We start from the raw sequence: 24,253 nt of genomic DNA on the forward strand, positions 1-24,253 counted from the left end.
CTGGCCAAAAATATCCCGGGGGAGTCGCCCGTTGGACGACGGGGGCAGCGCCCCCTTATTCCACAATCTCAGCCGTCTCGACGACCGCATGAAACAGAACATCCGCCCCGGCTGCGGCCCAGTCCTTGCTGATCTCTTCCGCCTCGTTGTGGCTCAAACCGTCAACACACGGGCACATGACCATGGCGGTCGGGGCCACCCGGTTGATCCAGCAGGCATCGTGCCCCGCCCCTGAGATGATATCGGTGTGAGAATAGCCCAGCCGCTCCGCCGCGTCCCGAACCGCCGCGACGCAGCCGTCGTCGAACGTCACCGGGTCAAACCCGCCGACCTTCTCGAACTCGATCTGCAGGCCCATCTCTTCTACGATATCCTCGGCGACGACATGCAGGCGATTTACCATGTCAGTGATCACCTCCAAATCAGGCGAGCGGAAATCGACCGTGAACACAGCCTTGCCGGGGATCACGTTGCGAGAGTTAGGGAACACGTCAATATGCCCTACAGCACCGACGGCATGGGGCGCATGGGACCACGCGATCTCATCCACTTTCTCAAGAATACGCGCCATCGCCAGCCCTGCGTTTTTGCGCATCGGCATCGGAGTAGATCCGGTATGTGCATCTTTGCCTGTCACGGTAATCTGCGTCCAGCTCAGCCCCTGCCCGTGTGTCACAACACCGATATCCTTGCCCTCGGCCTCAAGGATCGGCCCCTGTTCGATGTGCAGTTCAAAGAAGGCATGCATTTTGCGGGCACCAACCTCCTCATCGCCGCGCCAGCCAATGCGCTTTAGCTCATCGCCGAACGTCTTGCCCTCGGCATCTTCGCGGTCATAGGCCCAGTCTTGCGTGTGCATCCCGGCAAAGACACCCGAAGACAACATTGCCGGCGCATAACGCGTTCCCTCTTCGTTGGTCCAGTTGGTCGCCACGATCGGGTGTTTGGTTTTGATGTCCAAATCGTTCAGCGTGCGGATGATTTCCAGCCCGCCCAATACACCCAGCACGCCATCATACTTGCCACCGGTTGGCTGCGTATCCAGGTGAGAGCCGACATAGACCGGCAACGCATCCGGATCGGTCCCTTCGCGGCGGGCAAACATATTGCCCATCTGATCCAGCCCCATGGTGCAGCCCGCATCCTCGCACCACTTTTGAAACAAGGCGCGCCCTTCTGCGTCCTCATCCGTCAGGGTCTGGCGGTTGTTCCCGCCCGCAATGCCAGGGCCAATCTTGGCCATCTCCATAAGGCTGTCCCAAAGTCTGTTGCCATTGATCCTGAGATTCTGCGCCGGAGCTGCCATCTTGTTCTTCCCTGTTGCTTGCGATTTGGCTCGCTTTTGGTGTCTTGATTTGACCATCTGGTCAAACTCACGCTATCACGGGTTCAACATCAGTCAAGAAATTGCATAGAGCCGCCGCAAAAAACGACAAAGTTCGCGCCCGCTTGACGGAAAAAGAGACAACTGGAAAACATGCCCAAAGACCGCGCCCCGACCCGAATTCAAAAAAAGAACCGCGCCGCGATCCTCGAGGCCGCGCTGAACGTGTTTTCGGCGCATGGGTTTCGCGGAGCGACAGTCGATCAGATCGCGACTGAAGCCGGGCTGAGCAAGCCGAACCTGTTATATTATTTCCCGTCGAAAGAGGCGATCCACACCGCCTTGCTGTCCGGCCTGTTAGAGATCTGGTTGGCACCGCTGCATGATCTGGACGCGGATGGCGATCCGATGGAGGAAATCCTGGCCTATATCCGACGCAAGCTGCAGATGAGTCGGGACTTGCCGCGCGAAAGCCGCTTGTTTGCGAACGAACTGGTCCAGGGAGCACCGCGTATTCATGAGTCGTTGTCCAATGATCTAAAAACGCTGGTCGATGAAAAAAAGGCGATTCTTACACAGTGGATGGATCAGGGCAAGATCGCGCGCCTGCACCCCTATCACCTGATTTTCTCAATCTGGGCGCTGACACAACATTACGCGGATTTCGACGTTCAGGTTCGCGCAATTCTGGGCGACGAAGACCCGTTTGATGGGGCCGAGCCTTTTATCGATACGCTCTACCGAAAACTTCTGACGCCGTAGAAGAACGGCTTTTGTCTGCAGCCCTGATTCTCAGGTAATATTGGCGGAATGCCATACGTTTTTTACGACCATCTAATTGTCGAGGCCCTCGGTGCCGCCTTCGCGACCGTACCCGCTGGATTTCACCCCACCAAAGGGGGTTTCGGGCATAGACGCCTCCAGCCTGTTGATCGACAGGTTACCATCCTCAACCTCATCAATCAGCCGATCGATGTAGTCCGCACGATTTGTAAACGCGTATCCGGCCAGCCCAAAAGGAACCGAGTTTGCCATATCGATGGCGTCATCCAGTAAGGATACCGGATTGATCACGGCCACCGGACCAAACGGCTCCTCCTGCATGATCCGGGCGTTGTCGGGCACGTTCAGCAGGACGGTGGGCTGAACGAAGTACCCTTTGTCGCCATGTTTGACACCTCCCGTGGCAATCATCGCGCCCTTTTCACGGGCGTCTTCCACCATTTCGGTCAGTGCAGGCACCCGCCGGTCATTTGCCAGAGGCCCCATTTCCACATTTTGGTCCATGCCGTTTTCGACAACGGTTGCCGCAGCGCGTTCAACGAAAGTTGTGGCATAATTTTCAAAGATGCTCTCATGCGCAAAGAACCTTGTGGGCGATGTGCACACCTGCCCGGCATTGCGCATTTTTCGAACGGAGCTGCAATCCCCTGCGGTTTGAACGTCGGTATCATCGCAGACAATAACAGGCGCGTGGCCGCCCAGCTCCATGAGAACCGATGTCATGTGTTGCGAAGCTAGGGTCGTCAGGTGCCGACCCACGGCGGTTGAGCCGGTGAAAGCCACGAGCCTGACCGGATCCTGCGGGATGAGATGGCCGGAAATTTCCGCCGGTTCTCCGAACACCAGATTCAGCACACCCGGAGGCAGACCCGCATCTTCAAAGGCCTTGGCGATGTGCACGGCCCCGGCTGGCGTTTCGTCGGCCGCCTTCAGGATGATCGAGCAGCCCGAGGCCAGCGCGCCAGCAATTTTGCGCGCAGGTTGGCTCATCGGGAAGTTCCGGGGTGAAAAGGCCGCGACGACACCAATAGGCTGGTGATGAACCGAGAATTTGTGGCCCCGAGCAGCAGGGATAACCCGACCATAGGTCCGCATCGCCTCGCCCGCGTCCCATTCAAAGAACTCGGCCGCTCGGATCACTTCGAGACGAGCCTATTTCAGTGGTTTGCCATGTTCCAGAGTGATGGTGTGGGCGATTTCTTCCTGACGCTCCCGCATCAGCGCAGCGGCTCGCAAGATGGTGTCAGAACGTTCGCGCGGCGAGGTGCGGCTCCATGGTCGGAACCCTTTGACGGCCGCTTCCAGCGCGTCATCCAGAACCTGCTTTGACGCGCAAGGAAGACGCCCGATTTCGCCCTCGGTCGCTGGATTCACGACCGATATGTCCTGGCTGGCTGTGCGCCATTTGCCCGCGATGAACAGCTTAAAATTCAGGATACATGAAACCGGTGCCTCCGACTTTGACCATTTCAAATCACGCAATGTCTGGCATAACTTCAAGTGAATTGGGTGAATACTGATATCAATTTGACGAACACCTGATCTCAATTCTGTTTCACCGCCTGATGCAGCGCCGATATAAAGGCGCGACCGACGGGGGAAGGATCGGCATCAGCACTTCATTCGTACTTTCGTTGATCTTGATCGCGACGTTCGGACGGTCAGAATGTGCCCACCACAACGCGACCCGAGTTTCCTTCGTGCAGGTCATCCAATTCCTGCGCGGCGTTCTGGATATTGCCATGCGCACCCACCGCCACCAGCAGGCGCAGTTGACGCAGTTTCAGCCCCTCCCCGACTGCGATCTCCAACGCGTCCGCGACTGTTTGATCCGCCAATGCCCCGACGGACACCGTGATCATGTCCGTACCCTACCCCAGAACCTGAGAACCAAAGGCCGCCAGTGCCTGATGGCCAGCGCATTCGATCACCAGATCTGCATTGGCGATAAGCTCGGGCACCGAACCCACAAACAGGTTCCGGTTTTGTGAAATGCTGCTTGGTCGCACCAGAACCGCATGTACCATATGGCCCCGCGCCCGAACCGCGCCCATGACATGCAGCGCAATCGCGCCTTTACCGATCAATCCTATTTTCATGTAGCAAACCCAAACCTGCGCCAAAGATTTCTAAGTTAGTATTCTCTGGGTATTCTAATTTCAGATTCCCAGTTCCCGGCTTTCGCATTGGATCATGCGGTGTGAACAGGCTTGGATGGCGACGCTAGAATTGCGCGTCAATCTGAAGGCCCGTCAAAATGAAATACGCCAAGCGCGACGCCAAAGCCTATGCGCGCAAGAACATGACAGGTATCTGGGCCGCAGCCCTGAACTCGTTCAACGATGATTTGTCCCTGGATGAGGCCGGGCTACGGTCGAACATTCGCCACTGAATCGACGACCTAGACATCCAGGGTCTGTTCGTGACGGGCAAATCGGGCGAGTTCTTTTCGATGAGCCAGGATGAGCGCAAGCGCAACTTTGAGATTGCGGTTGACGAATGCGCGGGCAAAGCCGGTGTGATCGTCTCGGTCTCGGATCAGAACATGGAAACAGCGCTGGAACTGGCCCGCCACGCGCAGAATTGTGGGGCCGATTACATCGTTTTGCACGCACCGGTTCTAAGCTTTGTTCAGGATCGTAGAGAGGTTTTATATCAGTTATACAAGCGGTTCTGCGATGAGCTGGACATCGGGATTGCGATGTGGAGCAACCCGGACAGCGGATACCTGATGCAGCCCGAAGAATGCGCGCGGATTGCCGATCTGCCTAACATTGTGGCAATCAAATACTCCGTCCCGCGTGAGATGTGTGTGAAACTGACCCATATGGTGGGCGACAAAATCCATGTCTCGACCCCGGCCGAACATGAATGGCTGGACAATATTCTGGAACTGAACTGGAAGCTGTGTCTGCGCTCGTCGTCGCCGTATCAGTTACAGACCAAGAATGATCAACGCATGAACGAATACACGCGGCTGGCCTTTGCCGGAAAAGCGGATGAGGCACGCAAGGTGTTTGATAGCCTGAACCCGGTACGGGACGCGATGAAGCGAACCAAAACTGCAGGCAAACCCACCGCTTTTGGAAAATACTGGCAGGAGTTGCTGGGACAGGTCGGGGGGCGTTTGCGGCCCCCGATACTGGAACTGACCGAGGCGGAAAAAGAGATCATCTGCAAGGGGTTCGCGGAAAGCGGCCTGAAGCAATAGCCCCATCGATATAAGTAAAACGGATATCTAGATACAGATAATTTCTTTGCAGTTATGAAAAAACAGGCCAAACTTCTGCCAAAAGGGAGTGGGACATGTCGAAGTTAAGTGCATTCAACTTTCAGAAATGGATCGACGAACACCGTCACCTGCTGAAACCGCCGGTCGGCAATCAACAGGTCTGGGAGGACGCAGACCTGATGGTCACCGTCGTTGGCGGGCCGAACAAGCGGACCGATTATCACGACGATCCTGTCGAAGAGTTCTTCTATCAGCTGGAAGGCGACATGGTGCTGAAGCTGTATGACGGAGAGGAATTCTATGACGTTCCGATCCGCGAGGGTGAGATCTTCCTGCTGCCGCCGCATGTGCGTCATTCGCCACAGCGCCCGCAAGAAGGCTCAATCGGATTGGTCATCGAACCCAAACGGCAAACAGGCGAGCTGGACGCGATCGAATGGTATTGCTTTGAATGTGGCACCCGCGTTCACCGGGCCGAGATGCAATTGCAGTCTATCGTCAAGGACTTGCCGCCGGTCTACGAAAAATTCTATTCATCAGAAGAAGACCGAACATGCCCGAACTGCCAGACCGTGCATCCGGGAAAAGAGCCGCCAGAGGGCTGGGTCACACTCTGAGATGAACAAACAACAGGGAAGAACATGAAACATTTTACTAAGATCGCCGCATCGGCTGCAGCGCTTGCTGTGACATCGCTGGCCGCCCATGCAGATGAATTCCGTCTGGGCCTGATCACGCCACCTCCGCATATCTGGACCAAGGCGGCCGAGTCCTTTGGGGCCGAACTGAACGAAACCAGTGGTGGTGCCCATACCGTATCTGTATTCCCCGCCCGTCAGTTGGGCAACGAGGCCGAGATGCTGCAACAATTGCAGACCGGCGCGCTGGACATGGCCTTCATGACCGTGGCCGAGGTATCAAACCGCGCACCTGAGCTGGGTGCGTTTTATGCGCCGTATCTCGCGGATGATATCGGCCACGCGGGTCGCATCCTACGCTCAGATACCGCCAAATCGATGCTGGAACCCCTGCCCGGTCAGGTTGGCGTTGTAGGCCTAGGTTACGGTATGGCCGGGCTGCGCCAGATCGTCAGCCGGGGCGATGTGTCTTCGGCAGAGGACCTGTCTGGTCTGAAACTGCGGATAACGCCGTTCACGCCGATTTTGGATTTCTACAACGCGGTCGGAGCTGCACCAACACCGATGCCGCTGCCTGCTGTCTATGACGCGCTGGCCAATGGGCAGGTCGACGCCATTGATATGGATGCCGAGCTGATCTGGGTACTGAAGTACTATGATCACGCCGACACTATTGTTCAGTCCGATCACATGATGTTCCCGATGGTCGGGCTGGTCTCGGCCAAAGTTTGGGCGGGACTGTCAGAAGAAGACCGCGCGATGATCGGTGAACTGATGGCCAAGCATGTCGATAGCACCATCGACGCCTATGTTGCCAACGAAGCGAAGTGGCTGGAACAGATCGAGGGAACCGGCAAGGCCTACAAGAAAGTCGATGCCTCATTCTTTGGCGATGCGATTGAGGAATGGAACGGCATCTGGTCTGAAAAAACCTCGTCCCTTGACGCGCTGCGCGAGACTGCGGCAGAAACCAAGTAAAGTTGAACGTTTCAAGGAAAGGGCGCAGGTCAATCCTGCGCCCTTTTTCATAGGGGATCGGCGATGTTATACCGGCTGTCTGCAGCGTGGGCGTGGGTTGAGTTATGGTGTGCCGCAGCACTGGCCGTTTGCGTCACATTGTTGATTTTGTTGAATGTCGTGACCAGAACCGCTGGTAACGCCCTGTTCTGGGTGGATGAACTGGCGATCTATGCCATGGTTTGGATGACATTCCTTGGCGCGTCAGCCGCGTTGCACCACCGCAATTCGGTCTCGATCACGATCCTTGTGGATCTGGTGCCGCCGCAGGTGCAGGCAATCATCCAAAAGGCAGTCGACATCGTTGTCTTCGCGTTTGCAATCGCGATGCTGTGGTTCTGCTGGCGTTGGTTTCTGCCATTGGACATCGCTCGTACAGGGTTCGACACCGTGGCGTTTCAAGGCAATACGTTCAACTTCATCTATGCCGAGCCGACCTCAACCCTCGGGCTTCCGAAGTTTCTGTTTTGGCTGGTTATATGGTTGTTCGCCTTGGGGGCTACGCTGCATTCCACGATGCATCTTCTGACGAGACCCGGACGAGGGTCTCAGGCATGAGCCCTTTTGTCTTTCTGGCCACCCTGTTGCTGTCAGTGCCCGTCGCTATCGTGCTGGCGATCACCGCAATCTGGTACATCTGGGAAAGCGGGAACACGGTTCTGTACGACAGTTTCGCGCAGAAGATGTTTGGCGGGTTGGAAAACTACGGCCTGCTGGCCATCCCGCTGTTCATGCTGACCGGAGAGCTGATGAATGAAGGCGGCATGACGCGCCGTCTGGTCGCCTTGGCCCGCGTTTTCGTTGGCGGATTCCGGGGCGGGCTCGCCTATATCAACCTGCTGGCCAATATGTTCATGGCCGCCATCATCGGCTCGGCCACTGCGCAGATCGCCGTTATGTCGCGCGCCATGGTCCCCGCGATGGAAGAAGAAGGCTATAGCAAGGGCTTCGCCGCTGCCACGACAGCAGCCGGGGGCCTGTTGGCACCGGTCATCCCACCGTCGATGATGTTTGTCATCTTCGGCGTTTTGGCACAGATTCCCATCGGCGACATGTTCATCGCCGGGATCATACCCGGCCTGCTGCTAGCCGGAGCCTTTGCTTTGGTGATCACGCTTGTCGGTTGGGTCCAGCAGTTTCCCAAGGGCGTCTGGATGTCCCGCCGCGATGCTCTGCAGGCCCTGATCGCCGCCCTGCCCGCGATGCTGATCCCGGTGTCGATCATCGGTGGTATTCTGTTTGGCATCGCTACGCCGACCGAATCCGCAGCCATCGCTTCGCTGATCGCATTTCTGGTCGGGTGGCTCATTTACGGAGAGCTAAAGCCGCAACATCTGGGCGAGATGTTCAAGCGAACAGCCGCAAACGCATCGATGATCCTGTTCATGATTGCGGCGGCCAGCGTTTTTGGGTGGGTCATCATTTACGAAGAAATACCGCAGCAGCTAGCGGGGCTGATCACGTCGATCACGTCAGATCCGTTCATGTTTTTACTGATCGTAAATGCCGCGCTGCTTTTGGTGGGGATGGTGATCGACGGGATCGCCGCCATCATCCTGATCACGCCCATTCTGTTGCCGATTGCCACTGGGTCATACGATATCAGCCCCTATCAGTTCGGCGTTGTCGTTTGCCTGAACCTGGTTCTTGGCCTGCTCACGCCGCCCGTTGGCATTGGCCTCTACATCGCCTCATCCATGAGCGGCACGACCCCCGGAGCAATTCTGAAATCGCTTTGGCCATTCCTGATTGCCGTGGCCGCTGTCTTGATCCTGTTAAGCTATGTCCCAAGCCTGTCGACCTACTTGATCTAGCAAAACGTGATGTCGCCACGCGGCTTTGAACGCCCCATATGGGGGGCAGCATCTGGTAAGAGGCCCGCGCTTTCGGGCCCCTTCATGTTTTCAGTACCCGAGTTACTCGGCAGCTTTGGCCATCGGGTTATTAGGATGAGTCGTCCAATTGGCATAATCGCGCTGAACTTCCAGACCGGTCCGCGGATCGACCTCTCCGGCGGTCATTGGCACCATTGAGATGCAGCCGTCGACCGGGCAAACATCCACGCACAGATTACAGGCGACGCATTCGTCATCCATGACCTCGAACACCCGGTCATCGGACATGGAAATCGCCTGGTGGCTGGTGTCTTCGCACGCGGCATAGCAGCGACCGCATTTGATGCACTCGTCCTGATCGATCTTGGCCTTGGCCACGTAGTTCAGGTTCAGGTATTGCCAATCGGTCACGTTTGGAACCGCACGACCGACAATCTCGGACACGTTTGTGTACCCTTTTTCATCCATCCACTTGGACAGACCTGCGGTCAGTTCGTCGATGATCTTAAAGCCGTAGGTCATAGCAGCCGTGCACACCTGAACGTTACCACAGCCCAGCGAAATGAACTCTGCCGCATCGCGCCATGTGGTCACGCCCCCAATGCCGGAAATCGGCAGGCCATGGGTGGCTTCGGCGCGCGCGATCTCGGACACCATCGACAGGGCAATTGGCTTGACCGCCGGACCACAGTATCCACCGTGGCTGCCTTTGCCATCAATCGACGGTTCCGGGCTGAACGTGTCCAAATCGACGCTGGTGATCGAATTGATCGTGTTGATCAATGACACTGCATCCGCGCCGCCGTTTTTCGCCGCCTCAGCAGGCTTGCGAACATCAGTGATGTTTGGCGTCAGCTTCACGATCACGGGCCGGTCATAGTATTTTTTGCACCAGCGGGTGACCATCTCGATATATTCCGGCACCTGCCCTACGGCTGCGCCCATTCCGCGCTCGCTCATCCCGTGCGGGCAGCCAAAGTTCAGCTCGATCCCGTCTGCACCGGTCTCTTCGACGCGCGGCAGGATAGCTTTCCAGGCTTCTTCCTCGCACGGCACCATGATAGAGGCGATCAGCGCGCGGTCTGGATAGTCGGCTTTGACCCGCGCCATTTCTTCAAGGTTCACTTCAAGCGGGCGGTCGGTGATCAGTTCGATGTTGTTAAGACCCAACAGGCGGCGATCCGCGCCATAGATCGCGCCGTAGCGCGGCCCGTTCACATTTACGACCGGTGGCCCCTCGGAGCCCAGCGTTTTCCAGACGACACCGCCCCATCCGGCCTCGAAAGCGCGGCGCACGTTGTATTCCTTGTCTGTCGGCGGCGCAGATGCCAGCCAATAGGGGTTGGGGCTGGAAATGCCCAGAAAGTTTGTTGTCAGATCGGCCATGGCTTCTCCCTTCCCGGCTCAGCCGGATTTCTTGAATATCATTTCGGTCGGACGAATGCGCCCGGCCTTGAGGTTCGTGACGTAGTTTTGAAACTTTTCGGGCGCCGTCTCGCCCATCATCAGGTGGATGCCCAAGGGCGCCGGGCCGCTTTCGGCGATGCGTGCGAACACCTCTTCGAAGAAGGTAAGTGCGAATTCGGTCCGGTCTGCCTCGGCCACCAGTTCGAGGCCGGCGGCAGAGGCGGCATCTCTGTAAACTTCAGGCGCGTCGACAAAGGATGTCTCAGCAACGGTTGACCACGGCAAAGGGAAGGCCAGCGGTTCATCCACGCCCCCTCCCATCACGTCAAACAGGGCAAAGACTCCATCTCTGGCCAGTGCTCGCGAGGCTTCCGCGAACAGACCTGCCTTGTCATCGATGTTCATCCCGACATGCATCATGACGGCAAGATCGAAACCCGCATCCGGTACGGGCAAGTCCAGTGCGCTACCCACCAGAAAACTGGTTTTTTCGGAATGACCGACAATCTGGCTCAAAGCGGTGGCCGTTTCGACAAATTCCGGCGTCAGGTCGACCCCGGTCACTGTTGAGTCATAACGATCCACAATATACCGCGACGTCCCGCCGATGCCGCAGCCGACATCCAGTACACGGGTCGCGTGGGTCGGCGAAAGCTGGGCAAACAGGTTGTCCGTCGCAAGAACGCCGCCGGTATGGAACTCATCACCTGCCTTTAGGTCGGCAACCGTGGCCGCATTTGGATCAATGCCACTGGCTTTGAGAGCCTCACGCACGCGTTCCGTAAGAGCACCAGTTGTATAGTGTTGCGCAACAGCTTGTTCGATCTGGGACATGAGGATACCTCAGCAGCGAATGGGATGGGGTGAATGCCCCATCCTATCACGAAACGAGCGTTGCGTGGATGTCCATCGCCGCGTCCCGGCCCTCGGCCACTGCGGTCACGGTCAGGTCTTCGCCACCTGACGCGCAATCGCCCCCGGCCCAGACACCACCCATCGATGTACGCCCAGCACCAGACACAGCGATCTTGTTGCCATCCAGCTTCAACCCTTCCGGCGCGCCGTCTAGGTTTTGACCGATCGCTTTGAGGACCTGATCAGCGGGTATGCGGATCATTTCTCCGGTGCCCGAGAGCTTACCGTCGTGACTGGACGTATACTCCAATTCGATCACTGCTGCTGCCCCGTTTCCGTGTACGGCCACGGGCTGCACGTTGGTCATGATCTTGACACCATGCGAGGACGCGAGGTCCTGCTCAAACCGGCTGGCCCCCATCGCGTCGCGACCACGGCGGTATGCAATGGTGACATGTTCTGCACCCAACAGTTTCGACTTCACCGCCGCGTCCACAGCGGTCATGCCACCGCCGATCACCACGACATTGCGACCCACCGGCAGATGCGACAGGTCCGAGGCCTGCCGTACGTCCGAGATGAAATCGACCGCGTGGCGGACGCCGTCCAGATCAGCACCCTGCGCACGCAGCGCGTTCACCCCGGCAAGGCCGATAGACAGGAACACTGCATCGTAATTCTCAATCAGACCGTCCAGCGAGACGCCCTCGCCCAATACGGACCCGGTCTCGATAGAAATACCGCCGATCTTCATCAGCCAGTCGACTTCGGCCTGAGCAAAATCGTTTGTCGATTTATACGCGGCGATCCCGTATTCGTTCAGCCCACCCGGCTTGGGGCGGCTTTCGTGGATTACCACGTCATGCCCAAACATCGCCAACCGGTGCGCACAGGCCAGACCCGCAGGTCCTGCACCGATTACGGCAACCGTTTTGCCGGTTGGTGCGGCCCTTTGGAACGGATGACTTCCGCCAACCATCACACTGTCTGTTGCATAGCGCTGAAGACGACCGATTTCGACCGGTGAACCTTCGGCGGTTTCGCGCACGCAGACTTCTTCGCACAGCGTCTCAGTCGGGCAAACACGGGCGCACATGCCGCCCAGAATGTTCTGTGCCAAAATGGTCTCACCCGCCGCTTCGGGTTGGCCAGCCTGAATCTGGCGCATGAACAGCGGAATGTCGATGTCTGTCGGACAGGCTGTGACGCATGGTGCGTCGTAACAAAAATAGCACCGATCCGCTGCCACGGCGGCCTCATGGGGGGCCAGTGGCGGATGCAAATCCGTGAAATTCGAGGTCAGCTCATCGCTGGACAGCCGCCCGGAGACAATGCCGGGGGCAATCTGGCCCTGTGCCATCACTCTACTCCCTGTAGATATGTTTGTTGTGGCCTCAGCTTGCCACAAAGTAATTTTTTATCAAATGGTAAAATTTGCCAAATGGTCAAAAAATGAAAAAACCGGACCAATCGACCCGGTTTTCCTTTGTTTCTGCCTGTTTTTCTTGCAGCGGACGTATCAGACCATCTGAGCCAAATGCCCTGTTTTCGTCCAAACACGCGCCCCCGAAGCCCCTGCCACGGCGGTAGATCGCGCGCCCGGAGGCAACCTCAGCCAGTCCCAAGTCGTGAAATCCTCGTCAGATTCCCTCAGCGAGCCTTCGATCACAAACAGCTCCATTCCGTGCGACGCGTCCAGATCCAACGCCTCGCCCGCCGCAAGATTGAACACGCGGACATCTTCATGCGCGTCTTTGAACAGTTGAGTATTCCCCTGACCATTGATCGAGCGTCGTAGCTCTGTCCGATCATCCGGGTCAAACTGATGCAGCTTCACCAAGATCGTCGCCCCCTGTTTTGCCGAAGGTGTGTGCGACGAGGTCGGAGGGTTTCTCACATAACTGCCGACCGGGAAATCTCCGGTTTCGTCCTGAAAAACGCCGTCCAAAACCAAATATTCTTCTCCCCCGTCATGGGTGTGGGCCGAAAATGCGCTGCCCGGAGCAAAACGGACGATTGTCGTTGCGCGGGCAACCTCCTCGCCGATGCGATCCAGCATCTTGCGTTCGACACCGGCGGCGGGGGACGCGATCCATTTATTCTGGTCGAAATGAACTGCAACACGTTTGGTGAAATCTGCGTTGATCCTCATGGGGGCACTCCTGAACGGGGACGTGTCCCTAACATGGGATTGCGCCGACATTTTTCAAATTGCACGCATCGCATCTGGTTTTGACGGGCGCGCCTGCATACTGTACGTCCGACAAGAAACCACAGCAGTGCCGGACCACGGCACCCACAAGTACTGAAAGTAACCGGATGCAGGCCAGCGCCCCGAAATTCAACATCGTTATCATCGGGCAAAACAACCGTCTGCAATACGAAGCCCTTTTGTTTGCCGCCTCGTTGCGGCACAGCAGCCCTGATTTTTCCGGTCGACTGTTCGTGGCTGTTCCGCAACCCGGTCCAAGCTGGCCGCAGGACCCTACCATCCAGGACGAGGATCTTCTGAAGGCACTCCGTCAGTTGGATGCCGAGATCCTGCCGTTCGAAAACAAAGTATTTGGCGCCAGCTACCCTTATGGCAACAAGATCGAAGCGTTGGCGGCCATGCCTGAGGGTGAGCCGTTTGTGTTTTTCGATAGTGACACACTGATCACCGGCGATCTGACCAGCGTCCCCTTCGACTTTGACCGTCCCGGCGCATCGCTAAGGGTCGAAGGAACCTGGCCCAAGCCAACCTTGTATGGCCCTGGGCTGGATGGGATCTGGAAGGCGCTTTACCAAAGGTTCGAACTGGATTTCGAAAGCTCGCTGGATACCAGCCAACCGGTGGATTACTGGCGGCGTTATCTGTACTTCAATGCCGGGTATTTCTTTCATTCCTGCCCTCACACCTTCGGAAAGCGCTTTCTGGACTATGCCTGCACGATCCGCGACGGCGGGATCCCCGAGATGGCAGGTCAGAATTTGGACCCATGGTTGGATCAGGCTGCACTGCCGCTGGTTATCCGCTCGTTCGGCGGCGGTCGCGATGCCCTGCCCGCGGGCCTTCTGGACGGATCGGTCAGCTGTCATTACCGCCTGTTCCCCCTACTCTACGCCCGTGAAAGCGATCACGCTGTCGAGGTGCTGGAAACCGTGGTTGCGCCAAACCGGGTCAAGAAGGTCCTCAAGGGATATGACCCGATCAAGAAGCTGGTGCTGCAACGGAAGGGTCACAAAATCAGGGACATGTTTGACCGCGAGAACCTTCCCAAACGCGAGCAGGTTATTCGCAACACGATACGCAAGAATGGTCTTTGGATGCGCTGACAGGAATGTTGTCTGCGCGCGCCCAATCGCCTAGAGATTCAGCAACGCACTTTCCAACAGGAGATTTCCAAGATGTCTGACGGCCCCACCTACGGTTTTGATACGCTTCAAATTCACGCGGGCGCCCGGCCCGATCCCGCAACTGGCGCGCGTCAGACACCGATCTATCAGACGACAGCCTATGTGTTCCGCGACGCGGATCACGCAGCTGCCCTGTTCAACCTGCAAGAAGTTGGGTTCATCTATTCCCGCCTGACCAACCCCACCGTGGCCGTTCTGCAGGAACGTATCGCCACACTGGAAGGCGGCGTCGGTGCGGTGTGCTGTTCATCCGGCCACGCGGCACAGATCATGGCGCTGTTCCCGCTGATGGGTCCGGGCTGCAATGTGGTCGCCTCGACCCGTCTGTACGGCGGCACGGTCACGCAGTTCAGCCAGACCATCAAACGCTTTGGCTGGTCTGCCAAGTTTGTCGACACCGACGATCTGGACGCAGTGAAAGACGCAATCGACGAAAACACCCGAGCCGTGTTCTGCGAATCCATTGCCAACCCCGGCGGCTATGTCACCGACATCCGCGCGCTGGCGGATGTGTCTGATGCGGCGGGCATTCCGCTTATCGTCGACAACACCTCGGCCACACCTTACCTGTGCCGCCCGATCGAGCATGGCGCGACACTGGTCGTGCATTCGACCACAAAGTACCTGACCGGTAACGGCACAGTCACCGGCGGCTGCATCGTGGATTCGGGTAAGTTCGACTGGTCGGCAAATGACAAATTCCCCTCTCTCAGTGAGCCGGAACAAGCGTATCACGGCCTTAAATTCCATGAGACGTTTGGCCCACTGGCCTTCACCTTCCACGGCATCGCCATTGGCCTGCGTGATCTGGGCATGACGATGAACCCGCAGGCGGCGCACTATACGCTGATGGGCATTGAAACGCTGTCATTGCGGATGGAGCGTCACGTTGAGAATGCGATGAAGGTTGCCGCATGGCTCGAAGCGGACGACCGCGTGGATTATGTCACTTATGCCGGGCTGCCCTCATCGCCTTACAGCGACAGGGTCAAAGCGCACTACAAGAAGGGCGCGGGTGCCTTGTTCACCTTCGCGGTCAAGGGCGGCTATGACGCCTGCATCAAGCTGGTCAACGCGCTTGAGATTTTCAGCCACGTGGCCAACCTGGGCGATGCACGGTCGTTGATCATCCACTCGGCCTCGACCACGCACCGACAGCTGACTCCGGAACAGCAGGAGGCCGCGGGCGCAGGCCCGGGTGTTGTGCGCGTGTCCATTGGGATCGAAGACTCAGATGACCTGATCGCCGATCTCGATCAGGCGCTGGCCAAAGCGTCGGCCTGATCCATGAGCGGGAACAACACCAATGAGCTGGGGCAACCCATCGGTTTACCGGTAACGGGCGATTTCCCTCGTCCCACTCCGCCCTACACACCGATGGTGGGCCGCTATTGTTCCGTTGTCCCTCTTGATGTGAATAGGCATGCGCCCGGGTTGTACCGGGCGTTTGCCAACGACACCGATGGCCACAACTGGACCTACCTTCCCTATGGGCCGTTCAACAGCGAGCGCGAGTTTGAGGATTGGACCCGTGAGACCTGCATGGATTCCGATCCGATGTTCCACACGGTACTGGACAGCAACGAAACGCCGGTGGGTATGGCTTCATTTCTGCGGATTGACCCGGCGGCGGGTGCGATCGAGGTGGGACACATCCACTTCTCACCCTTGTTGCAGCGTAGCCCGCAATCGACCGAGACCATGTTCCTGATGATGCGGCGCGTGTTCGATGAATTGGGCTATCGCCGTTACGAATGGAAGTGCGACGCGCTGAACGCGCCGTCCTGTCGCGCAGCCGAGCGTTTGGGCTTTTCCTTTGAAGGTATTTTCCGACAGGCTACCCATTACAAAGGCCGCAACCGAGATACGGCGTGGTATTCCATCCTCGACAGCGAATGGCCCCGCATTCGCAGCGCCTTTGAGGATTGGCTTTCGCCGGACAATTTCGACCAGACGGGCCAACAAAGGCAACCTTTGAAAGCCCGCGCAAGCGTCTGAGGTTACTCAGAGATTTCGAATTCCATGGTGACGGTGACCGAAACTGACACCTCGCCGCCTGCGACCGGCACACCACCTGCATCTGCAGCGCTGAATTCCCGCATCATGGCGACGGGGCGCGCGCCACTGACCTGTTCGCTGATCTCTTGAACTGGTCCGAGTGTCACGTTAGCCGCCTGTGCCAACTGCTCGGCCTTGGCGGTTGCTTTGGCCACAGCGTTGGCCCGCGCCTGCGCTTGCAGCGGTTTTGGGTCCTGCACGCCAAAGCTCAACCCACCAAAATCATTGGCTCCGTCCTGGATAACCGCATCCATGATCGTGCCAAGCTGCGACAGGTCACGCACACGTACCACGACACGGTTCGAGGCGACAAAGCCGGAAATCTCTGGTCGATCTCCGCTGGCGCTGTTCCGGTTGTTCCAAACCGGCGACAAAGACACATCGCGGGTCTGCACATCACGCGTTTCGATGCCAAGCTCCTGCAACCGGCTCAGGACTTGAGACACCGATTCCGAAGTGGCCTTCATCGCGTTTGAGGCCTGCGCGTCTTCATTGGTCACGCCCAGAGTAATAGTCGCCATATCAGGCGCGGCCTGCACGGTTCCCGCCGCGTCAACGGTGATGCGACGTTCTTCCGCATGGGTCATGCCCGCAACTGACATCGTCAGAACTGCAGCTAGAAAAGCGATTTTATTCAAGGTCTTCCCTCCAATTTTCTTTCTCCCAACATGGGGTGGCGAGGGTCTGCCGAACAAGGGGAAAGACCGGCTTTTTCTTTCCCTCGGCGGGATCCTGCTTTAATGTCACTCTGCGGACGAATGATCGTTTGCACAGATGCTGACAACTATGGTTTTTCCGGATTATGAAACCCGCCTTTGCGCTGTCTTTTTCTTCGACCGGAATATCCTTGCACCACCATTCGGATGGTGACTGGTTCTGCATTGGCGAGGTTGCTCTGGATGCGCCCGACCTGAATACGCAGATCATCGCATTGCGGGATCAGGGCTTTGCCCTTGAAAACGACCTGAACTGCAAGCTGGTGATACCAGCGGATCAGGTGCGGTTTTTGTCCGTATCAACAGAGGGCCTAAGCCCCGAGGAAAGCGCTGAAAAAGTGCAGGCGGAACTGACCGAGGCAACTCCCTATACGCTGGATGAGCTCGCCTTTGACACCGCAACTGTCGGTCCGACAACCCATATTGCTGCTGTCGCCAGGCAAACCTTGGATGAGGCCCGGACATTTGCCGCTGAGCACGGGTTCGTTCCGGTGCAGTATTCAACCCCGATCGAGGGTCAGGGATTTCCGTCCGAACCTCGGTTCGAGATCGATACCCCAGACACGGTCATTGCTGCGGAACCGTTCGAGGTTGAGGATTCTGCTAAAACTGATGAAGGACCTATCGCAGACACGATTGCAGATTCCAAGACCCCGACAGAGTTTCCTTCAGCCCCCGACACGACCGGCGCAGTAGAAACGGTTGAGGTAGAAGAATCCGCAAAAGAAAATGAAGCTCCTGCCGATCGGGCGATCGCTGAAACCGAGGACCAAACGGAGATTCCTTCAGCGCCCTATGCGACCGCAGCAGTGGAACCCGTTGAGGGTGAAGAACCTGCCAGAGAAAATGATGGCCCTTCCATTCACGCGATCGCTGATACCGGGACCCCGACGGAGTTTCGCTCAGCACCCAACGTGAACATTGCTGCCGAAAGGAAAGCCACACTCCCGATCAACCGCTACACTGTTCCAGCCGCGGCGGCCGCTCTCGTTGCCGGTATTGCCTTGACCGTGTGGTCGTTGACTGGATCTGACGACACCGAACCCTCAGTGGCCGAGGCGGTTTCGATTAAAGAAACTGTGCCAAACCTCGTACTTGACGAACAGATCGCCCAAACACAGGAGGTTGACGGCGATCCGGAGCTTGAATTCGAACCTGAGGCGGTGGCAACCGCGCCAGAGGAAGAGCCGCAAACCGAACCTGTTGAAGAAACCGCCGCTGATCTCAGCGCGACCGAAGCTGCAATCCTCGAAGCGCTGAACGTGGCACCGACCCAGGTTGAACCGGTAGGACAAGAGCCTGAACCAACGGAAATCTCGTCACTGGCGGGCATTGAGATCTTCGCCCCCGAACCTTTGCCCGACCCGGTCCTGGAGTCAGCAGAGGACCTGTATCTGGCATCCCTGGACAGCACTGACTTGTCACAGGACGCGGTGGCGCTGCCCCCCGTCAGCAGCTTTGAAACTGACCTGCCGTTTGAACAAAACGCCCTTCCCGCACAGGCCGGAGTCCAGTACGAACTGGACGAACGCGGCCTCGTTACTCCCTCAGCCGAAGGGACCCTGAACCCCGACGGGGTGGTCGTTTACCTTGGCCGGCCCGCCAAGGTTCCCCCTGCAGTTCCGGTTCGGTTCGAACAAGAGCCGATTGAGGAAGATCCAACAGCCCGCTTAGCGCAGAAACGGCCAAATCCACGTCCCGCCAATTTGCTGGAAAGCTTTGAACGGCAACAACTTGGCGGACGCACACGCGAAGAACTGGCGGTTCTGCGTCCTAAACTGCGCCCCAAGTCCCTGCAAAGCAGCCCCCGGATTGACGAAACGCCAACGGCCTTGGCAGTCGTTCGCGTTCCGCGCCCCAAAACGCGACCAGCCGGACTTGCCCGCCCGGCCAGCACAAACACAAGCACCGCAAATCTCGGGTCAACCGCAGCGGTCAATCAAAGTTCGGACGAAGCTGGTTCTTTCCAACCAAAGGCCGTGGCACCGAAAATCCCGTCGACCGCCTCGGTGGCGCGGCAGGCGACCATCGACAATGCGCTCAACTTGCGCAAGCTGAACCTGATTGGGGTTTACGGGACCCCGGCCAATCGGCGCGCGCTGGTCCGGTTGCCCAGTGGTCGATACAAAAAACTGAAAGTCGGAGACAGGCTGGACGGCGGCAATGTTATCGCCATTGGCGACAGCGAATTGCGCTACCAAAAGCGCGGAAGAAACCTGACGTTGAAAATGCCGCGGAGCTGACGGTTCAAAAAACAAAGGCGGCCGAGGGATATCCCCGACCGCCCTTTGGTGACTTAACTTACGCCGTTAAGCAGCTGAAATTTCGCCACTTTCGATCTGTTCGCGTTCGATGGATTCGAACAGAGCCTTAAAGTTCCCTTCGCCAAACCCATCATCGCCCTTGCGCTGAATGAATTCAAAAAAGATCGGGCCGATCACAGTTTTCGAGAAGATTTGCAGCAAGATCCGGGTCTCGCCACCATCCAGCACTCCCTCGCCATCGATCAGGATACCGTGCTTGATCATCCGGTCCAGGGGCTCATCGTGATCCACAACACGTTCCTTAGACATGTCGTAATAGGCCTGGTTGGGCCCTGGCATGAACTTCAGGCCCTTTTCCGCAATTGCATCGGTCGAGGCATAGATGTCCTCACTACCCACCGCGATATGCTGAATACCCTCACCCTTGTACTTCTTGAGATAAGATACGATCTGCCCGGTTTCGCCCCGGTCTTCATTGATCGGAATACGAATACGACCACAGGGCGACGTCAGCGCACGGCTAAACAGTCCAGTGAATTTGCCCTGAATGTCAAAAAAGCGGATTTCGCGGAAGTTGAACAGGCTCTCGTAGAATTTGAACCACTTGTCCATGTTGCCTTTGTAGACGTTGTGCGTCAGGTGATCGAGGTAATAGAACCCATCGCCGCGCGGTTTGGACTGTTTGTCCCAGGTGAATTCCTGATTGTAAGGCGATGTTTCATAATACTGATCGATGAAATAGATCAGCGAACCGCCAATACCCTTGATCGCTGGGGCCTCCATGGTCTTGTCCGCCGCTCCATAAGGCTCGGCCCCTTTTGACACCGCGTGTTCAAAGGCTTTCTGCGCGTCCACGACGCGCCATCCCATCGCAGGGGCACAGGGGCCGTGCTCGGCCACGAACTTTGCGGCAAAGCTGTCTGGATCAGCATTCAGGATGTAGGTCACGTCCCCCTGCTGCCACAGCTCAACCAGGGGCTTGTCCGTGTGATGTCCAACCAGCTCGAACCCCATTTTGGTGAAAAGATCGCGCAGTTCTTGCGGCTCGGGATGGGCGAATTCGACAAATTCAAACCCATCGGTTCCGGCTGGATTTTCTGCGCTGATGACAGATTTCGGGGCGTTGTGCGGGAAAGGACCCATGGCGCGTCTCCGTAAAAACAGGAATTTCTTTTCTGATTCCAAAATACGCCTTACCAAGCGCTGTTTCTGCGCATAGTTTTTGTGTAAACTACAAACATATGCGTGAATCACGCACGAATTTAGGAAAATTTGGAGAAATTCCGCATATGCTGGATTCCACCGATACGCGACTGTTGTCTGCCCTGCAAAAGGACGCACATCTGACCGCGCATCAATTGGGTGAAATGCTGAACCTGTCACCAAGCCAGGCCGGGCGCCGCCGTCAGCGGCTAGAGGCCGAAGGTTACATCACCGGCTATGCGGCGCGACTAGATCCCCTAAAACTGGGCCTGCAGGTCCAAGGGTTCATTCAGGTGCATTTGGGCACACATGGCCCGGAACAATCTGCGAGTTTTGCCCGCATGGTCGACACCCGCCCCGAGATCACAAGCGCCTGGACGATGACCGGAGAGGCAGATTACCTGCTGCACGTCTATTGCGACGATCTTTCCGCGCTCAACCGCTTGCTTCACCAGGTGATACTGCCGCATCCTGCAGTGGCACGGGTGCACAGCCAGATCGTGATGGACCAACTTAAACGCGACGCGCCATTGCCCACCTGACCGGACCGAGAGGACAAACATGGACGATTTCCTTTACCAGGCTTCAATCTATCTGGCTGCCGCCGTGATAGCAGTGCCCTTGTCGGCACGTCTGGGGTTGGGTTCAGTTCTTGGTTATCTGGCCGCTGGCATTGTCATTGGCCCAGTCTTCGGGCTTGTTGGGGCCGAGACCGAAAGCCTGCAGCACGTGGCCGAATTCGGTGTGGTCATGATGCTGTTTCTGATCGGGCTCGAGCTTGAGCCGCGCGCCTTGTGGGACATGCGCGACAGGCTTCTGGGACTAGGCGGTCTGCAGGTGTTGCTGTCCACCGCAGTCATCGCTGCAGTTGCCATATATGCAAATCACCCTTGGTCGGTCGCACTAGCCGTCGGGTTAACCTTATCTCTGTCATCCACAGCGATTGTGCTGCAAACGTTGTCGGAAAAGGGGTTGATGCAGACAAATGGAGGTCGGGCGACGTTTTCGGTCCTTCTGACGCAGGACATCGCGGTCATTCCCATTTTGGCGATGCTGCCGCTTTTGGCGTTGCCTGCAATGCCTCATATCGAAAGCGACGGCTCAATCGACCGCGGCGCGGATGCGCTGCATGAGGCCGGACATCATAGCTTGTCACTTGTTGAGGGCCTGCCCGGCTGGGCTGTTACGCTGGTCACCATCGGCGCGGTTGCCTTCGTCATTCTAGCTGGCATCTACCTGACGCGTCCACTGTTCAGGTTCATCCACGCCACTAGGCTGCGCGAAATGTATACGGCGCTGGCGTTGATGATCGTCGTGGGAATTTCCTTCCTGATGACGCTTGTCGGGCTCTCCCCTGCTCTGGGCGCATTTCTGGCGGGTGTTGTTCTGGCAAGCTCAGAATTCCGGCACGAAATGGAGAGCGACCTTGAACCGTTCAAGGGCCTGTTCCTGGGGCTGTTCTTTATCACGGTCGGCGCCGGGATTGACGTTGGCTATTTCTTCAACGACCCACTGGACCTGATCGGTCTGGCGCTACTGGTCATACTGGCTAAAGGGATCATCCTGTATCTGGTCGGTCGCGCGTTCCGGTTGCGCGGTCGGGATCACTGGTTGTTCACATTGGGTTTGGCGCAGGCAGGCGAATTCGGCTTTGTGCTGTTAGCCTTTTCAACGCAACAAAACGTCATCCCACCTGATTTATCGCAAAAACTGCTGATGATTATTGCCCTTACAATGCTGATCACCCCGCTGCTATTCATTATCTTCGATCTGCTGTCGCGCCGTATGGGTGATGGCGTTCCCGAGGCCGAGCCCGATGAGATTGACGAGAAAGGCCCGGTCATCATTGCCGGCATTGGGCGTTTTGGTCAGATCGTGAACCGGTTGGTCCGCGCCAGCGGGTTCAAGACCGTCGTACTGGACCATGATATCGAGACAATCCAGTTGATGCGTCGTTTTGGCGTCAAAGGATTTCTGGGTGATCCCACGCGGCCAGAATTGCTGCGCGCTGCGGGGCTTGAAAAGGCAACCGTGCTGGTGGCCGCAATGGATGACCCCAAGCAAGTCACACGTTTGGTCGGCTTTGCCCGGCGTCAACGCCCGGATTTGCACATCGTGGCCCGCGCGCGTGATCGCACCCATGTCTACCAATTGTATCAGGCCGGAGCGAACGACATTGTCCGCGAGATGTTTGACGGATCGCTGCGGGCGGGTCGCTATGTCCTGGAAAACGTAGGTCTGAGCGAATACGAGGCGGCTCAGGCCGAGCAGACGTTCTATCACCACGACCGCGCCTCTGTGCGTGATCTGGCAGAATTGTGGATCCCCGGTATGCCGACCGGTGACAACAAGAAATACATCGAACGGGCGCGGCAGCTTGAAAAAGACCTGGAAACCGAGTTGCTGGAACTGGCCGAGAAACACGCAAAGAAGTCAGCCTGACCCGGCCCTGCCGGATCAGGCGGTTTGATCAGCCGTCCGAAACACCCGCTTCCGCAAATGTCGCCATGCCGGAATGGCACGCGACCGCGCTTTTAAGTATGTTGATCGCCAGCGCCCCGCCCGAGCCTTCGCCCAAACGCAATCCAAGGCTCAACAATGGCTCTTTGCCTAACTTGGCCAATACTGCGGCGTGCGCGCCTTCGGCACTTTGGTGGCCTGCAACCGTGTGATCCAATGCGCCCTCGGACATGTTTGCCAGACAGGCCGCAGCCGCCGAGCAGATAAAACCGTCCAGGATAACCGGGATACGCAAGGAGCGCGCAGCCGCGATGGCCCCGGCCATGGCTGCGATTTCACGCCCGCCCAGACGGCGCAAGATTTCCAGCCCGTCGTCCGATCCGCCATGCAAGGCGATGCCTTCGGCCACGACGCGCGTTTTGTTGGCCAGACCGGCATCGTCTACCCCAGTGCCACGCCCAGTCCAGTCAGCCGCCTCACCCCCAAACAGCGCGCATGCGATAGCAGCCGCCGGGGTCGTGTTGCCGATCCCCATTTCGCCAACCACCAGCAGGTCCGCGTCAGGGTCAACGGCGGTCCACCCGATGCGCAAGGCCTCAAGCAGTTCGTCTTCGGGCATCGCCGGGCCAGACGTGAAATCCGCCGTGGGTCGGTCCAAATCCAGCGCGTGCACATTCATGGTCGCGCCCGCCGCCTTGGCCAACTGATTGATCGCCGCGCCGCCATGTTCAAAGTTCAGGACCATCTGAACGGTCACTTCCGGCGGAAAGGCCGACACGCCTTGCGCCGTGACGCCATGATTACCCGCAAATACGATGACCTGAGGGGCAGAGATCTGCGGCCGGGCATCCCCACGCCAGCCCGCATACCAAATCGCCAAATCCTCAAGCCGGCCCAATGCGCCGGGGGGTTTAGTCAGTTGTCCGTTACGCTCAGCAGCACCTTGCAGCGCATTGCCATCCGGTCCCGGAGCATTACTCAGGGCCTCGCGAAGGGTATTCAGGTCTTTTAATTCCGGCAGCATCCAAAGCCTCGTTGCATCAGAGTGGTCCTGTGTGTTTAACC

The 24,253-nt window shown here is 57.5% G+C and carries 20 protein-coding genes and 3 pseudogenes; 12 read left to right on the forward strand and 11 right to left on the reverse strand.

The window, feature by feature from the left end; genetic code table 11:
* Positions 1 to 55: 55 nt before the first annotated feature.
* Positions 56 to 1,306, reverse strand: a complete 1,251-nt coding sequence (locus DS906_RS04415) for a Zn-dependent hydrolase (protein WP_113789009.1) — start codon at positions 1,304 to 1,306, stop codon at positions 56 to 58.
* A gap of 171 nt (positions 1,307 to 1,477) precedes the next feature.
* Between DS906_RS04415 and DS906_RS04420 the strand changes: the two genes are divergently transcribed.
* Positions 1,478 to 2,086 (forward strand): TetR family transcriptional regulator C-terminal domain-containing protein, encoded by a 609-nt coding sequence (locus DS906_RS04420; RefSeq protein ID WP_113789010.1) that lies wholly within the window; start codon positions 1,478 to 1,480, stop codon positions 2,084 to 2,086.
* Positions 2,087 to 2,158: 72 nt separating this feature from the next.
* On the opposite strand, the pseudogene DS906_RS04425 reads toward DS906_RS04420, so the two are convergent.
* The 3 genes and pseudogenes from DS906_RS04425 to DS906_RS04435 form a co-directional block, all read right to left on the reverse strand.
* A pseudogene (locus DS906_RS04425) lies at positions 2,159 to 3,548 on the reverse strand (NAD-dependent succinate-semialdehyde dehydrogenase).
* 165 nt (positions 3,549 to 3,713) lie between these two features.
* A pseudogene (locus tag DS906_RS22715) lies at positions 3,714 to 3,894 on the reverse strand (LysR family transcriptional regulator); the annotation flags it as partial.
* An 84-nt stretch (positions 3,895 to 3,978) separates the two neighbouring features.
* Positions 3,979 to 4,206 (reverse strand): hypothetical protein, encoded by a 228-nt coding sequence (locus tag DS906_RS04435; protein ID WP_147235163.1) that lies wholly within the window; start codon positions 4,204 to 4,206, stop codon positions 3,979 to 3,981.
* A gap of 158 nt (positions 4,207 to 4,364) precedes the next feature.
* On the opposite strand from DS906_RS04435, the pseudogene DS906_RS04440 reads away from it, so the two are divergent.
* The 5 genes and pseudogenes from DS906_RS04440 (at position 4,365) to DS906_RS04460 (ending at position 8,808) form a co-directional block, all read left to right on the forward strand.
* Positions 4,365 to 5,318: pseudogene (locus DS906_RS04440) on the forward strand (dihydrodipicolinate synthase family protein).
* 95 nt (positions 5,319 to 5,413) lie between these two features.
* On the forward strand, positions 5,414 to 5,956 hold the full coding sequence (locus DS906_RS04445) for a 3-hydroxyanthranilate 3,4-dioxygenase (protein ID WP_058273852.1): 543 nt from the start codon (positions 5,414 to 5,416) through the stop codon (positions 5,954 to 5,956).
* A gap of 24 nt (positions 5,957 to 5,980) precedes the next feature.
* Entirely contained in the window at positions 5,981 to 6,955 is a 975-nt protein-coding gene (locus DS906_RS04450) for a TRAP transporter substrate-binding protein (protein WP_113789012.1), read from the forward strand.
* Positions 6,956 to 7,114: 159 nt separating this feature from the next.
* The gene (locus DS906_RS04455; protein ID WP_233494681.1) at positions 7,115 to 7,552 is read left to right on the forward strand and encodes a TRAP transporter small permease subunit; all 438 of its coding nucleotides are present in this window, start codon (positions 7,115 to 7,117) and stop codon (positions 7,550 to 7,552) included.
* The gene (locus tag DS906_RS04460; protein ID WP_113789014.1) at positions 7,549 to 8,808 is read left to right on the forward strand and encodes a TRAP transporter large permease; all 1,260 of its coding nucleotides are present in this window, start codon (positions 7,549 to 7,551) and stop codon (positions 8,806 to 8,808) included. The genes DS906_RS04455 and DS906_RS04460 overlap by 4 nt, the downstream gene beginning before the upstream one ends.
* Positions 8,809 to 8,910: 102 nt before the next feature.
* On the opposite strand, the gene preA is transcribed toward DS906_RS04460, so the two are convergent.
* The 4 genes from preA to DS906_RS04480 all read right to left on the reverse strand — a co-directional run bounded on the left by preA (position 8,911) and on the right by DS906_RS04480 (position 13,243).
* Positions 8,911 to 10,215, reverse strand: coding sequence for an NAD-dependent dihydropyrimidine dehydrogenase subunit PreA (preA, locus tag DS906_RS04465; RefSeq protein ID WP_058277679.1), 1,305 nt, complete (start codon positions 10,213 to 10,215; stop codon positions 8,911 to 8,913).
* Between the two features lie 18 nt (positions 10,216 to 10,233).
* Entirely contained in the window at positions 10,234 to 11,070 is an 837-nt protein-coding gene (locus DS906_RS04470; protein ID WP_113789015.1) for a class I SAM-dependent methyltransferase, read from the reverse strand.
* 46 nt (positions 11,071 to 11,116) lie between these two features.
* Complete coding sequence (locus DS906_RS04475; protein WP_113789016.1) at positions 11,117 to 12,451, reverse strand: NAD(P)-dependent oxidoreductase; 1,335 nt, start codon at positions 12,449 to 12,451, stop codon at positions 11,117 to 11,119.
* Positions 12,452 to 12,610: 159 nt separating this feature from the next.
* On the reverse strand, positions 12,611 to 13,243 hold the full coding sequence (locus DS906_RS04480) for a cupin domain-containing protein (protein ID WP_113789017.1): 633 nt from the start codon (positions 13,241 to 13,243) through the stop codon (positions 12,611 to 12,613).
* Between the two features lie 167 nt (positions 13,244 to 13,410).
* On the opposite strand from DS906_RS04480, the gene DS906_RS04485 reads away from it, so the two are divergent.
* From DS906_RS04485 to DS906_RS04495, 3 genes are all read left to right on the forward strand, one after another.
* Positions 13,411 to 14,406 (forward strand): hypothetical protein, encoded by a 996-nt coding sequence (locus DS906_RS04485; protein WP_113789018.1) that lies wholly within the window; start codon positions 13,411 to 13,413, stop codon positions 14,404 to 14,406.
* Between the two features lie 72 nt (positions 14,407 to 14,478).
* On the forward strand, positions 14,479 to 15,771 hold the full coding sequence (locus DS906_RS04490; RefSeq protein ID WP_113789019.1) for an O-acetylhomoserine aminocarboxypropyltransferase/cysteine synthase family protein: 1,293 nt from the start codon (positions 14,479 to 14,481) through the stop codon (positions 15,769 to 15,771).
* Between the two features lie 3 nt (positions 15,772 to 15,774).
* A complete protein-coding gene (locus DS906_RS04495; RefSeq protein WP_113789020.1) occupies positions 15,775 to 16,485 on the forward strand; it encodes a GNAT family N-acetyltransferase in 711 nt (236 codons plus the stop codon).
* A 2-nt stretch (positions 16,486 to 16,487) separates the two neighbouring features.
* Here DS906_RS04495 and DS906_RS04500 read toward each other — a convergent pair whose 3' ends face one another.
* The gene (locus tag DS906_RS04500) at positions 16,488 to 17,183 is read right to left on the reverse strand and encodes an SIMPL domain-containing protein (RefSeq protein ID WP_233494682.1); all 696 of its coding nucleotides are present in this window, start codon (positions 17,181 to 17,183) and stop codon (positions 16,488 to 16,490) included.
* Between the two features lie 164 nt (positions 17,184 to 17,347).
* Here DS906_RS04500 and DS906_RS04505 point away from each other — a divergent pair, with 164 nt between their 5' ends.
* A complete protein-coding gene (locus tag DS906_RS04505) occupies positions 17,348 to 19,504 on the forward strand; it encodes a hypothetical protein (RefSeq protein ID WP_113789021.1) in 2,157 nt (718 codons plus the stop codon).
* A 66-nt stretch (positions 19,505 to 19,570) separates the two neighbouring features.
* Here the strand turns inward: DS906_RS04505 and hppD are convergent, their stop codons facing one another.
* Positions 19,571 to 20,668: a 4-hydroxyphenylpyruvate dioxygenase gene (gene hppD, locus DS906_RS04510; RefSeq protein WP_113789022.1), complete on the reverse strand. Its 1,098-nt coding sequence runs from the start codon at positions 20,666 to 20,668 to the stop codon at positions 19,571 to 19,573.
* Positions 20,669 to 20,814: 146 nt separating this feature from the next.
* Here hppD and DS906_RS04515 point away from each other — a divergent pair, with 146 nt between their 5' ends.
* A complete protein-coding gene (locus DS906_RS04515; RefSeq protein WP_058273865.1) occupies positions 20,815 to 21,270 on the forward strand; it encodes an Lrp/AsnC family transcriptional regulator in 456 nt (151 codons plus the stop codon).
* Between the two features lie 19 nt (positions 21,271 to 21,289).
* Entirely contained in the window at positions 21,290 to 23,170 is a 1,881-nt protein-coding gene (locus DS906_RS04520; RefSeq protein ID WP_113789023.1) for a monovalent cation:proton antiporter-2 (CPA2) family protein, read from the forward strand.
* A 28-nt stretch (positions 23,171 to 23,198) separates the two neighbouring features.
* Here DS906_RS04520 and cobT read toward each other — a convergent pair whose 3' ends face one another.
* A complete protein-coding gene (gene cobT, locus DS906_RS04525; protein WP_113789024.1) occupies positions 23,199 to 24,212 on the reverse strand; it encodes a nicotinate-nucleotide--dimethylbenzimidazole phosphoribosyltransferase in 1,014 nt (337 codons plus the stop codon).
* Between the last annotated feature and the right edge of the window lie 41 nt (positions 24,213 to 24,253).

The organism is Ruegeria sp. A3M17, assembly GCF_003318255.1.
In the GTDB taxonomy this organism is placed as follows: domain Bacteria; phylum Pseudomonadota; class Alphaproteobacteria; order Rhodobacterales; family Rhodobacteraceae; genus Ruegeria.

What these genes read in the sequence shown, in the direction of transcription:
- DS906_RS04415 (WP_113789009.1), bottom strand. Translation starts at nt 1,306, where the DNA reads ATGGCAGCTCCGGCGCAGAATCTCAGGATCAATGGCAACAGACTTTGG.
- DS906_RS04420 (WP_113789010.1), top strand. Translation starts at nt 1,478, where the DNA reads ATGCCCAAAGACCGCGCCCCGACCCGAATTCAAAAAAAGAACCGCGCC.
- DS906_RS04435 (WP_147235163.1), bottom strand. Translation starts at nt 4,206, where the DNA reads ATGAAAATAGGATTGATCGGTAAAGGCGCGATTGCGCTGCATGTCATG.
- DS906_RS04445 (WP_058273852.1), top strand. Translation starts at nt 5,414, where the DNA reads ATGTCGAAGTTAAGTGCATTCAACTTTCAGAAATGGATCGACGAACAC.
- DS906_RS04450 (WP_113789012.1), top strand. Translation starts at nt 5,981, where the DNA reads ATGAAACATTTTACTAAGATCGCCGCATCGGCTGCAGCGCTTGCTGTG.
- DS906_RS04460 (WP_113789014.1), top strand. Translation starts at nt 7,549, where the DNA reads ATGAGCCCTTTTGTCTTTCTGGCCACCCTGTTGCTGTCAGTGCCCGTC.
- preA (WP_058277679.1), bottom strand. Translation starts at nt 10,215, where the DNA reads ATGGCCGATCTGACAACAAACTTTCTGGGCATTTCCAGCCCCAACCCC.
- DS906_RS04470 (WP_113789015.1), bottom strand. Translation starts at nt 11,070, where the DNA reads ATGTCCCAGATCGAACAAGCTGTTGCGCAACACTATACAACTGGTGCT.
- DS906_RS04475 (WP_113789016.1), bottom strand. Translation starts at nt 12,451, where the DNA reads ATGGCACAGGGCCAGATTGCCCCCGGCATTGTCTCCGGGCGGCTGTCC.
- DS906_RS04480 (WP_113789017.1), bottom strand. Translation starts at nt 13,243, where the DNA reads ATGAGGATCAACGCAGATTTCACCAAACGTGTTGCAGTTCATTTCGAC.
- DS906_RS04485 (WP_113789018.1), top strand. Translation starts at nt 13,411, where the DNA reads ATGCAGGCCAGCGCCCCGAAATTCAACATCGTTATCATCGGGCAAAAC.
- DS906_RS04490 (WP_113789019.1), top strand. Translation starts at nt 14,479, where the DNA reads ATGTCTGACGGCCCCACCTACGGTTTTGATACGCTTCAAATTCACGCG.
- DS906_RS04495 (WP_113789020.1), top strand. Translation starts at nt 15,775, where the DNA reads ATGAGCGGGAACAACACCAATGAGCTGGGGCAACCCATCGGTTTACCG.
- DS906_RS04505 (WP_113789021.1), top strand. Translation starts at nt 17,348, where the DNA reads ATGAAACCCGCCTTTGCGCTGTCTTTTTCTTCGACCGGAATATCCTTG.
- hppD (WP_113789022.1), bottom strand. Translation starts at nt 20,668, where the DNA reads ATGGGTCCTTTCCCGCACAACGCCCCGAAATCTGTCATCAGCGCAGAA.
- DS906_RS04515 (WP_058273865.1), top strand. Translation starts at nt 20,815, where the DNA reads ATGCTGGATTCCACCGATACGCGACTGTTGTCTGCCCTGCAAAAGGAC.
- DS906_RS04520 (WP_113789023.1), top strand. Translation starts at nt 21,290, where the DNA reads ATGGACGATTTCCTTTACCAGGCTTCAATCTATCTGGCTGCCGCCGTG.
- cobT (WP_113789024.1), bottom strand. Translation starts at nt 24,212, where the DNA reads ATGCTGCCGGAATTAAAAGACCTGAATACCCTTCGCGAGGCCCTGAGT.